At 65.5% G+C, this 10,910-nt stretch carries 12 protein-coding genes; 2 read left to right on the top strand and 10 right to left on the bottom strand.

The features are described 5' to 3' along the window. Positions 1–10: 10 nt before the first annotated feature. The 4 genes from FA87_RS10085 to FA87_RS10070 form a co-directional block, all read right to left on the bottom strand. On the bottom strand, positions 11–976 hold the full coding sequence (locus tag FA87_RS10085; RefSeq protein WP_043694304.1) for an NAD-dependent epimerase/dehydratase family protein: 966 nt from the start codon (positions 974–976) through the stop codon (positions 11–13). A 2-nt stretch (positions 977–978) separates the two neighbouring features. Continuing rightward, complete coding sequence (locus FA87_RS10080) at positions 979–2,712, bottom strand: fatty acyl-AMP ligase (protein WP_043694301.1); 1,734 nt, start codon at positions 2,710–2,712, stop codon at positions 979–981. A 201-nt stretch (positions 2,713–2,913) separates the two neighbouring features. After that, positions 2,914–3,630, bottom strand: a complete 717-nt coding sequence (locus FA87_RS10075) for a hypothetical protein (RefSeq protein ID WP_043694298.1) — start codon at positions 3,628–3,630, stop codon at positions 2,914–2,916. Next, a complete protein-coding gene (locus FA87_RS10070) occupies positions 3,627–4,352 on the bottom strand; it encodes a hypothetical protein (RefSeq protein WP_036112788.1) in 726 nt (241 codons plus the stop codon). Before FA87_RS10070 ends, FA87_RS10075 begins: the two co-directional genes overlap by 4 nt. A 145-nt stretch (positions 4,353–4,497) precedes the next feature. Here FA87_RS10070 and FA87_RS10065 point away from each other — a divergent pair, with 145 nt between their 5' ends. Further along, positions 4,498–5,202, top strand: coding sequence for an ATP-binding protein (locus tag FA87_RS10065; protein ID WP_043694296.1), 705 nt, complete (start codon positions 4,498–4,500; stop codon positions 5,200–5,202). A 27-nt stretch (positions 5,203–5,229) separates the two neighbouring features. On the opposite strand, the gene FA87_RS10060 is transcribed toward FA87_RS10065, so the two are convergent. Together FA87_RS10060 and FA87_RS10055 are read right to left on the bottom strand one after the other, a co-directional pair. After that, positions 5,230–5,493 (bottom strand): hypothetical protein, encoded by a 264-nt coding sequence (locus tag FA87_RS10060; protein WP_043694294.1) that lies wholly within the window; start codon positions 5,491–5,493, stop codon positions 5,230–5,232. Between the two features lie 43 nt (positions 5,494–5,536). Further along, positions 5,537–6,700 (bottom strand): zinc-dependent alcohol dehydrogenase, encoded by a 1,164-nt coding sequence (locus FA87_RS10055; protein WP_043694292.1) that lies wholly within the window; start codon positions 6,698–6,700, stop codon positions 5,537–5,539. A 242-nt stretch (positions 6,701–6,942) separates the two neighbouring features. On the opposite strand from FA87_RS10055, the gene FA87_RS10050 reads away from it, so the two are divergent. Then, the gene (locus tag FA87_RS10050; RefSeq protein WP_036112794.1) at positions 6,943–7,269 is read left to right on the top strand and encodes a hypothetical protein; all 327 of its coding nucleotides are present in this window, start codon (positions 6,943–6,945) and stop codon (positions 7,267–7,269) included. Positions 7,270–7,274: 5 nt separating this feature from the next. On the opposite strand, the gene FA87_RS10045 is transcribed toward FA87_RS10050, so the two are convergent. The 4 genes from FA87_RS10045 to FA87_RS10030 are packed head-to-tail and all read right to left on the bottom strand — an operon-like array spanning position 7,275 to position 10,856. Continuing rightward, positions 7,275–7,859 (bottom strand): SAM-dependent methyltransferase, encoded by a 585-nt coding sequence (locus tag FA87_RS10045; protein WP_043694289.1) that lies wholly within the window; start codon positions 7,857–7,859, stop codon positions 7,275–7,277. After that, positions 7,844–8,581 (bottom strand): PIG-L deacetylase family protein, encoded by a 738-nt coding sequence (locus tag FA87_RS10040; RefSeq protein WP_043697836.1) that lies wholly within the window; start codon positions 8,579–8,581, stop codon positions 7,844–7,846. Before FA87_RS10040 ends, FA87_RS10045 begins: the two co-directional genes overlap by 16 nt. Next, positions 8,578–9,726 (bottom strand): acyl-CoA dehydrogenase family protein, encoded by a 1,149-nt coding sequence (locus tag FA87_RS10035; protein WP_052191279.1) that lies wholly within the window; start codon positions 9,724–9,726, stop codon positions 8,578–8,580. Before FA87_RS10035 ends, FA87_RS10040 begins: the two co-directional genes overlap by 4 nt. Then, a complete protein-coding gene (locus tag FA87_RS10030) occupies positions 9,723–10,856 on the bottom strand; it encodes a glycosyltransferase (protein ID WP_081996554.1) in 1,134 nt (377 codons plus the stop codon). Before FA87_RS10030 ends, FA87_RS10035 begins: the two co-directional genes overlap by 4 nt. Between the last annotated feature and the right edge of the window lie 54 nt (positions 10,857–10,910).

The raw sequence follows: 10,910 nt of genomic DNA, 5'->3' as shown, positions 1-10,910 counted from the left end.
GGTATTCCGTTCAGTGCGTCACGGTGTTGCCGAGCGTGGCGGCAAGACCACGTTCAAACCCGATCTCGGGCGTCCAACCGGTGGCGCGGGTAAAGGCTCGGCCGTCGCATACCCAGTCGGCATGCGTCAGCTCGCGGACCTTGCCGGGGGTCAGCATGGGGGCGTAACCGAACACGCGCGCCGCGGTGCGGTTCGCTCCGGCAATCGCGCGTAATAACGGCGCGGGGATGAGGAGGCGACGGATCGGCGCGTTGTCACGCAGGACGCGCGATGCGGTGCTCAGCACGGTGTCCCAGTCGTAGCCGCCCTCGTGACCGTCATCGAGTTCGAAAGTCTGCCCCGACTGTGTGTCCGAGCGCAGCCAGGCCACGATAGCCGAGGCGAGATCGCTCACATGGATCAGGGAAAAGCGACCGTCGCCGCTGCCGGGTATCGGCGCGATGCCGCGCGCCATGCTCTGGAAGAGCGGAAGCATCTCGCGATCGCCTGGCCCATAGACCGCCGGCGGCCGCAGCGCGGCCCACACGAGGTCGCCGGCGTGGGCTGCCAGGGCGCGTTCACCGAGCCACTTGCTGCGTGAGTAGTCGGACAGCTGCGGCTCGCGGGCCGCCAGCGACGACACCAGCAGGAACCGGTGGCAGTGGCTTTCTTCCCGCGCCGCACGCACGATGTCGATGACACCGGCTTCATTGACCACGTCGAAATCGGCGGCGCGCGCGCCGCGCACGTTGCCGGCGCAGTGCACGACCGCGTCCGCGCCTTTCACAAGCGCGGCGAGGGCGTCGCGATCGTTGAGGTCGCCGGCGATCCACTTCACGCCGGGCGCGTTCTCCAGAACTCGCCCGGGACGAGGGCGATAGAGCGCCCGCACGCGGTATCCGGCGGCCACCAGCCGTTCGCGCAGCGCGGTGCCAATGAAACCCGTCGCCCCCGTCAATGCAATGACGGGATGCCCTGAGTCGGCGAGGTCGTTCATCGCTACGCCGCGGCTCCGGTCGCTTCCCGCATCGACTGACGCTCGAGGTATCCGGCACGCGTCGCCGAGCGTGACAGCTTCCCGGAAGAGGTGCGCGGCAGTGTATGGCGGGGCACCAACTCGATGATGCAGGCGATGCCGAGTTCTTCGAGCACGTCACGCCGCACGCGCCGCACCAGGGCCGCGCGGACATCGGGATCGAGCGAATTGCACTGTACGACCACCGCGGCGATTTCCGCGCCGCCGGGACCGGGAATGCCGAACGCCGACGCATCTTGCGAGCGCAGTTCCGGTTGGCGTTCGACGATGCGTTCGATGTCCTGAGGCAGGATGTTGCGCCCGTTGACGATGATCATGTCCTTGTGCCGGCCGGTGATCACCACTTCGCCATCGACCACGTAACCGATGTCGCCGGTGTCGAGCCAGCCGTCATCACCCATCACCTGCGCGTTGAGTTCCGGCTGGCGGAAGTACCCCGACATCAGGCTGGGACCGCGCACGAGGATCCGGCCGACGTGGCGTTCCGGCAGGCGACGGCCGGCGTTGTCGCGCACGTCGAGGTCATGGCCGGGCAACGGTCCGCCGCATCGGACGAAACCGCTGCCGGTGCCTTCGGCGACCGGCGTGGCGCGCAGGTTCTCCGCGAGGTCCACGGGATCGAGCCACTCGACCACGATGCCGGTGTCCAGCGGTGCGAAACTGACGGCAAGCGATGCTTCGGCCATGCCGTAGGAGGGCACGAACGCCTTCGCGTCGAAGCCGGCGGGTGCCAGCATCTCGGCGAAGCGCGCCGGTACTTCCGGCAGGATGGGCTCCGCGCCGATACCCGCGGCACGCCAGTTCGACAGATCGTATGCCGCGATGTCCGACGGGCGGACGCGTCGTGCACACATCTCGTAACCGAACGGCGGACTGTAGGAAATGGTGGCTTTCGATTCGGTCATCAGCTCGAGCCAGCGACGCGGACGCATCGCGAACTCACGCGTGTCCAGGTAATCGATCGAGCGCTGGCTCGCCACGACGGTCAGCAGGCAGCCGACCAGACCCATGTCGTGATAGAACGGCAGCCACGATGCGAAGCGGTCGCTGTCGCGCAGATCGAGGCCGTCGTTGATCGATCCCCGGGCGTTGGCAAGCAGGGCTTCCTGGGTGATCACGGCGGCTTTCGGGGTGCCGGTGCTGCCCGAGGTGAACTGCAGATAGGCCACTTCGTGCGGGCCGATGGGCTGTAATTCGACGTCATGGCGGGGCAGGGCATCGAATGCCTGCGGCTCGCCCCACATGACGATGCCCAGGCCACTCACGGCTTCCCCGAGGAAACCCTGGAACGCGGGCGAGGCCACGGCGATCACGGCCTCGCAGGCCTGCAACATGCCGCGCAGCTTGTGCACGTAAGCGTCGTGTCCGCCCAGATTCACCGAGGACGGCAGCGCGACAGGCACGAGGCCCGCATACTGGCAGGCGAAGAAGAAACGCAGGAAATCCGGCGTCGTCTCCGCGACGATCGCCAGGCACGCGCCGCGTTCGAGGCCGAGGCTGGCCAGTTTCTGCGCGAGCTCGCGAGCCTGCGCTCGCAAGGTTCGATAAGGCAGCGCGGTGTCGAGCTTGCCGCCAGCGTAGAAATTTGCACCTGTCACGCCGCATGCCGCGTAGTCGAGCGCCTCGGCCAGACTGGCAAAGTCGCCGCGTCGCATGGGCACCGTGTTCGTGGTCGGCGTCGCCAGGCCGGCCTGCATCGCAATGTTTCCGTCTGCGCTCATAGTCTTAGTCGCGTCTCAACAAGTCCCATGCCACCGGGGCCAACCCCCAGTGTTACTGGTCTGTTACTGGGTTATTGCCGTGCTTTTACTGTACCCAAGGGTACCATAATCCCAGGATTTGTTAAGAAAAACCTCAAGCCGGCGTAAGATTGCGCTAGGCCGCCCATCAGGCGACGCTCAGGCGCCGTGAGCCGGCAGGCCGTCGATGGCCGCCATGGCCGCCGCGAACACCTCGGCGTACGGGGCACGGGTGTCCAGATCGAAGACGCGGGCGCCGTTGAAGCGCAGCCGTGACATCACGGCGATCTTGTCGTTCAGCTCTTCCTGGCCGTGGTCCGGTTTGCGCGCATGTGCCGTGGCGAAGTCGATATCGAGCTTGATGACGAGCGAAGGACGATAGGTCGCCATGCGTTCGTACAAGCGCTGCTCGCGCACGGCAAGCTTGCGCACGAGCCAGTGTTCGCTGCGCGCGAGGCCCAGGCCGGGACCGTCATAACGAAAGCCCGCAATCTCAGCCTGGGGATAGCGGTCCGTGATGATCAGCGTGCCGCGCTCCGCGAGCCGGCATACCCGGCGCAGGTGAGCGGCACGCCAGACGGATAACCCGTACATGACGAGCGACCCGAGCACGCCGGGCACCTTGTTGCGCATGTCCTGAGCGCTGGCGGCTTTGGCCGCCAGGCGCCTTTCCAGGCGGGGACCGATGAGCGGCAGGCGCTTGATCTTGTCGCCGGTTTCGCCGGATATCAGCCCGAGGTAACGGCGTTGGACGCTGCGCGTCTGCTTCAGCGTTCTGACGATGTCGTGGGTCAGCGTCGACTTGCCGGTCCCGTCGCATCCCACGACGGCGATGAGCCGCGCGATCGGCGGCCGGAGGGTTTCAGTCGTCGTCATGTCGACAGCAACGGTAGCGCCGTGCTCACGGCGCGCAACGAACGGTCGAGAATGGCACCCTGATCGTCACGGCCATCGAGGTCGAGGATCCGCGCCCCGTTGAACCGGAGCGTCGGCAAGGTAGCGACCTTCTGGCGAAGCGATGCCATCTTGTGGTCGGGTTTGCGCGCATGCGCCGTCTCGGCATCGACGTTGAGACGGATGACGAGCGCTGGCACGCTGGACGCCATCCATTGGTAGAGGCGTTGCTCGCTCGCACGGAGACGGCGGATCCACCAGTTGCCTCCTTCGGTCTTCGCCAGCTGCGGGCCGTCGCAGTAGAACCCGGGAATTTCCGCCTGCGGGTAACGATCCGTGACCACCAGGACGCCGCGCCGGCACATGGCGAGCATGCGGCGGAACTTGTGCGCGCGCCAACGCGACAGCATGTAGATCACCAACGCCGCGACGTTGCCGGGCGGCATCGACGGCTTATCGTGAACCTGGTCGGATTTGCGCAGCAGGTACGCGTTGAAGCGCGGCCCGATCAGGGGCAGCGTGCGGATCCACTCGGCGATCCGGCCCGACGACTGGCCGAGGTACAGGGCCTCCGTGGGGCGTTGTTCGCGCAGGTGGGCGACGAGCTTCGCCGCCAGTGTGGACTTGCCGGAGCCATCGCAACCGGTAAGCGCGATCACCCCCACCGTCGGGTGGAAGTCATCGGAATCAGAGAGGAGAGGCACACCAGATAGCCGGTAGCGCAGGATGAATACAATTTTATTACATGGCATATTCTTGCGTCTACGGTCGTCGGACCGCGCGCATCAGCGAGATTTAATGAACCATTTTTTCAGTCCGGTAGCGGTATCCGGGGCAAAGGACGGCGCCATGGCGCCACTTATCGCGGTCATCGGCTGCGACGGTTCCGGCAAGTCGACGGTCAGCGAACATATCCTCGCCTGGATAGGACGTTACGGTCCCGCGGCCAGCGTTCACCTCGGCAAGCAGGCCGGCAACGTCGGCCGCGCGGTAGCGCAGTGGCCCCTGGTGGGAGGCGCGCTGGGTCGGCTGATCCGGCGCAAGTCCGATGACGTGAACAACCGGATGAAGGAGGCGAAGCAGCCCAGCCTGCTGCCCGCTCTGGTCATCAGCGCCTTCACGCTCCGCCGCCGACGGCGCTTCCGGCGCATGCTTGCGCTCAGGCGTCGCGGGCTGATCGTGGTCACCGATCGCTTTCCGCAGCTGGAGATTCCCGGCGCGTACGATGGCCCGGGATTTCCCGCCGTCGAGGGGGGCTCGCGCTTCGTGCTCGGTCTGGCTCGGCGCGAATACGCCATGTTCGAATGGATGGCCAGCCACCGACCCGACATCGTTCTCCGGCTGAATGTCGACCTGGACATCGCATGCGCACGGAAGCCGGACCATCGGCGCGAAGCGCTGGCGCGCAAAATCGCCGTGACACCGCAGCTCGCATTCAGTGGTGCGACGGTGATCGACATCGACGCCAACCAGCCGCTCGAGCGAGTTCTTGACGATGCGAAAGCAGCCGTGGCACGGGTCATGGCTGAGCGCGGGTATCCCGCGCGAGCATGAGACGCCACGGGCGCCGTAACGAACGGCTTACTCGCTGGCCGCCGCGATCGGCTCGGCCAGCGCATCCCTGGTGAGCCAGACACCCGCATCGTCTTCGATCCGTAGCCGGATCGGGACGGCGCGGGTTTCGCGGATCACACGCGCCCTGGCAAGCGCGAACTGAAGCGATTCCTCGCGAGTGGGAAACCCGCCGAGATGCTGGCGGTCCTGGAAAACCGCAAAGGCCTCGGCGCCAGCGTTTCCCTGGGGCAAATAAAAGGTGATCGTGTCACCGAGGTCGCGAGCTTCCATCGTGTTCGTTCCGTTATTTCAGCCGGTCATCGTGGGCAAGGCATCATGGAGTAAGCACGACCTTCCGACAATCTTCCTCCTTCTTATCGAAGATTTCGTAGCCGCGGGCCGCGTCGGCCAGCTTCATGCGGTGCGAGATGATGATGTCGGGCTGCAGCTTGCCGTCTTCGATGAATTCGAGCAGTTCCGGCAGGTACTTCTGGACGTGCGTCTGACCCATGGCCAGCGTGAGTCCCTTGTCGAAGGCGTCGCCGATCAGGAAGGCATGGATGAATCCGGCATAGACACCCGGAATGCTTACCACGCCGCCACGCCGCGTAGCGGTGATGCACTGGCGGAGCACCTCGCCCGAACTCGTTTCGATCTTCAGTGTGCTCAGCACCGTCTCCGTCGTGCTGCCTTTCGCTTCGAAACCGACGGCATCGATGGATGCGTCGACACCATGGCCCGCCGTCTGCTCGAGGATGAACTCGGACGGATCGAGTGCACCGAAATCGACGGGGATCACGTCGAACGCCGAGACGGCGAAATCCAGCCGGTACTTTTCGGAGTCGACCATAAAGATGCGCTCCGCGCCCAGCATGCGCGCGCAGGCGGCGGCCATCAGGCCTACCGGGCCCGCGCCAAAAATGGCCACGGTCGAACCGCGCTCGATCTTTGCGTTGAGTACGGCCTGATAGCCGGTGGGAAGGATGTCGGAGAGAAAGAGCACACGCTCATCCGACAGGCTGCCGGGGATCTTGAAAGGCCCGACGTTGGCTTTCGGGACACGAACGAATTCCGCCTGACCACCGGGTACGCCGCCGTAGAGGTGCGAATAGCCGAAGAGGGCAGCGGGCGGTGTCATCTTCGCTCTCTTTCTGAGGGACGCACCCTGATCGGGGTTCGTCGTCTCGCAGGCGGCGAACAGGTCGTTCTCGCAGAAGAAACACTTTCCGCAGGCGATGACGAAGGGGATGACCACGCGGTCGCCGACAGCGACGTTGGTGACATCGGCGCCGGCTTCTTCGACAACTCCCATGAATTCGTGCCCGAAGATATCGCCGTGCTTCGTTTCAGGGATCTTGCCGTGGTAGAGGTGCAGGTCCGAGCCGCAGATGGCGGTGGCTGTGACTCGGAGAACGACATCGTCGGCGGCCAGGATCGTCGGGTCGGGCATCGTTTCGACGCGTACGTCCTTGGAGCCGTGGTAGGTAAGAGCCTTCATGCTGTTTCTCCTGTCAAAGCCCGATCCTCTTCCTGCCGTGTTGAAGGGGAGGTGTTGGTCGCAAGCGGTTTCGCAGCCACCACATCGACAAATGCCCATGGCCGACGCTCTGCCAGCCGCACGCGAAGCACTCCTTCACGCCGCGTTACGGTCGCTGTTACACCCCGCGAGGCACGGTCAAGGAATCATTGTCTCCGCGGCAGGTGCGTGGCGATGAATCCCATGGCTGAGAGGGTGTAACGATGGCTTATCGAAATCAAAAGGCGCTGAATTTCGTCGTCGCCGGCTTGCTCTTGCTGCCGCTGGGGGCGCTTGCCCAGACAAAGGCCGACGAATCCGCTCAGGTCAAGACGCAGACGGTGGCAGGTCATCCGCAGAAGGTCGTCGAAACACCGAAGACGAAGCGGGCTGAGGCGGCGCAGGAACTGACCGATCCGGTAAATACAAAAAAAGGCTCAGGCGATCCGCGTCGCCGGGACGCTTTTGGCACACCGGTGCCCGAGCCGCTGAAGGGCCAGGGTACGAACGTGAGCTCGGACGCTGTGCGGGCGGCGGACAAGAAAAAGTAACGTGCCTAAGCCGCGACAGGGCAGGTGACGTCCAACCTGTAACCCGTCCGTCGTGTGGTCAGCCATCGACGCTGCGGGAAGGCGCGTATGAACTGTTCTGACGCGTCATCCCCCGTCATCGGGTAGTTGGTATCTCCTGTCCAGTGGACGAGGACGATGTCCGCCGTGGTCGCCAGCCGCGACATGCGCTGTGTCATGACGGCGAGTTTCTCGCTGCTGAGGTAATACAGCAGCTCGGATATGACCAACGCATCCGCGTCGGCCTGCGTCGCCCACTCCCCGTGCGGAAGCTGCGCCTCCTCGAACGCGACGTGCGGCAGACCTGCGCACCGTTTCCGTGCGGTCGCTATGGCGACATCCGATGTATCTACACCGGTGAGACGCTCGGCGCGCGCTCCAAGAAGAACACTCAGTTCGCCGATGGACGAACCCAGTTCGATGATGTGCTCATACCGGTCGCGCGGTAACGCGGCCAGGGTCTCGGCGTACTTCCGGCGTTCGTACTCACTCGTTCTGAAGTGCCACGGGTCGATGTCCTGCCGGTAGAGCGTGTTGAAGTAGTCGGCGTCGAATGTCACCTCGTCGGCCATACCAGTGTCTCCGTCGGGTGATCGAACATGGCGAGGAAGCTCGCTTCGAGCTCGAAAGCGTGTTCGGCATCCGTAATGACGCCGCCGTGCTGTGAGCGGTGGGCCGCGATCGCCCGTCGCTTCGCGACGAGTGCTGTCGTTACGTCGACACGGTATCCGGTCGCCGCTTGTGTCGGCAGGCCGGTCTCGTCCGCCAGCCATGTCCAGACCGGATATTCCATGACGGCGACACCTTCCGGCCAGTCGATGTCGTTCACGATCGAGCTTGCGGCGCGGTGGTCGCCGTGCGGGTCCGTCCGTGCGGTGACGCACACCAGGGCGGGTGACGGCACACAGGCCCGCAGCGCGTTCATCGCCGCCTCGCGCGTCGTCGCAGACAGCGCATCGAGGCGCGCGTCCCCAAGGGCAAGAAATCGCGCACTAGTCGGAGGGATGCCGAGCGCGAAGAGTGCATCGGTCGCTTCCGCTCGCCGCCATCGCGCCAGCGTCTCCGGTGGAAAGGAAGGCGAGCCGACGTGTGAGCCCTCACCATCGGTCAGGAACACGACGGTAACCGGGGTGCCCATGGACTGCGCCGAAGCGAGCAGCCCGCCCATGCCCAGACTCTCATCGTCCGGATGGGGCGCGATGACGACCAGCGCGCGCCCGGCGAGCAGGTGCTCCGGCGACGTGAGAGGCAGCCGCCTGAGCGATGCGATGTATTCGCCGTCACCGTCCGTCACGACGGCCACCTGTCCAGCGCGGCTCCCTGGTACGCGGCGGCGCTGGCCCCGGCGGCATCGCGTATGGCGTCGGGCACCGGCTGTTTCAGATACGTCGCGAGATCCCGGCAAATGCGCTCGACGGGGTGATCCTGGTGCAAGGCGCGGAGCCCGATCGACCGCTGAGCCAACTGGATGACGTCCGTGGCCACCTCTTCGACGACCAGACGGGCCATGCCCACGTACGAAACGACATCGGCAGGCGTCGCCGCCGGATCGTCGGCCATGCGTGCGGCGGCCTGAGTCCACAAACGCCCCGTCTCCACACGCATGACGGCCTCGGCGAGCCGTGCTCTCTGATGCGGGTCCGCGTCACGTCTCGCATCGACGAGATTCTGCTTCATGAGGTCCGCCAGCGCACCGGCGGCACCCAGCTGCGCGGCAACGAAGCGCCACGCGCCCCCTGAAAAAACAGGCTGCCGATGATAATCCTGATCGGCTCCGAAGACCTGTCCCGGCTCGACGACAACGCCATCGAGCTTCACGGTACCTGTCGCGGTCGCGCGCATGCCGTGGACACGCCATCCCGACAGATCGACGACGGCACGACCCACGTCGCACCAGATCATCAACAGCTTTCCGTCCTCCGTCGTGGCGGTGAGCAGAGGCCGCTGGATGATGCCGGCACCCGATGCGTAGATCTTGCTGCCTGAAAGGCGGAAGTGCTCCCCGTCCGCGAGCAGACGCAAGGGAGCCTCCGGCGCGGGTGCGTTCCACACGCCGGTCAGACCGCCGTCGCGTACGTAGCGCATCAGCCGCTGTCGTTGCGCCGTGGAGCCGTGGTGCCACAGGAGCGCGAATGCGTTGACGTGTCCTTCGAACAGGCGGGCCAGGGAAAGGTGAGCGGCGCCCAGCCGTGTCAGCACGTGGTAGAGCGTCATGCTGGCCTGGCGGTCGATGCCCAGGCCGGCGCCGCCCTCGTCGACAGGGAGCACGGCGCCGAGCAGGCCGATGGCCCTGAGTCGGGCCAGGGCCTCGGTTGGAAAAGTCCCCGGGACATCGTCGCTCCGTGCTAGGAGCGACAGATCGTCCATGCAGGCGTTCAGGGCGCTGAGGAGCCTCTCCCGCGCATTCTGCCCATCGGCGTGCAGCGCGTGCACCGTCATGCGGGGATCTCCTTCCGGGTCACGCTGAGCCGTGTCGCGAGCCATGCCTTCGCCTTGGTTATCTCACGGGGCAGATCGCCGGGTGACAAGGGCACGCGCGCCAGGGAAGGGGAGCACCGTTCCAGCCACTGCCACGTGTCCCCGAAGTGCAGGGACGGGGCGCCTGAGATCTGATGGGCGGGCAGGCCGAGTGAGTGTGCAAGAGCGGCGTCCGGTACGCCTGGCATGAACGTCCGTCGTGCGCGAGCCCGCTGCGTCGCGCGATAGACGTGCGTCGAGCAGGCCTCGATCATGGCGTCGCAAGGGAGGTCGTGCTGTCGCGACCTGTCGCTGAGCGTATCCGCCATGCCGCCGCTTGCCCGACCGGTCAGTCGGGACGACGTTTCGACCCGCGGCGAGGGGGCATGTCGGACCGACAGATCCCGGGCAAGGCAGGCGTCCACGAGAGCCCGGTCCTCACCGTACGGCGGCGCGGGTAGCGCGCGCACCTCGCGAAGGGCGTCGGCGCGAAAGGCAAGATTGGCACCGGAGCATCGTCGATGCCGCGGCCAGGGATTGTGGGGGACAGGATCGCAAAGCGCGTCGATTTCATCGAGCAGACTCGTGTATTCCGCCTCGATCCGATGCCGCGACCGCAAAGATTCCGGCCAGATCGCGGCGGTCTCATCGACCGTGATCTCGCCGGCGACAGCATCCGCACCGCCGTCGATCATCGCCTGGATCTGGACCATCCACTCGCGAGGCACCCGGCTATCCGCGTCGGTGGTCAGGATGGTGCCGCCGCGCCGCTCACTCAGTGCCGTCAGTGCGAGCGAGAGTGCCGCCGCGCGCGCGCCGCCAGCGTGATTCAGGGCTGGGTCGAGGGCCACCTCGATGAGTCTGAGGGGCAGGCGTGTGCTGCCCCGCCAGGCGGACGCAGTTTCCCAGCTGGTGTCCGAACAGCCATTGAAAACGAGGATGACGGCGAGAAGCTGGATGCCGCGGCGATCCATACGGGCGAGCGCGTCAAGGCATCCAGCGATATTTTCAGCCTCATTACGTACCGGGATAGCCACGACGACGGGCGGCGTGTCGGTTTCCATCGACGGCCAGGTCCACCGGTTGGTCCGCAATGTGGTGAATCCTGTCATTCGTCAATCCCCTGCACAGTGGACGAGAAGAGCGCAACAGGCGTGAATGGTCCG

The organism is Luteibacter sp. 9133 (assembly GCF_000800155.1).
In the GTDB taxonomy this organism is placed as follows: Bacteria; Pseudomonadota; Gammaproteobacteria; order Xanthomonadales; family Rhodanobacteraceae; genus Luteibacter; species Luteibacter mycovicinus.
Note: the sequence above shows the minus strand (reverse complement) of the source record. Positions and strands in the feature narration are given on the sequence as shown.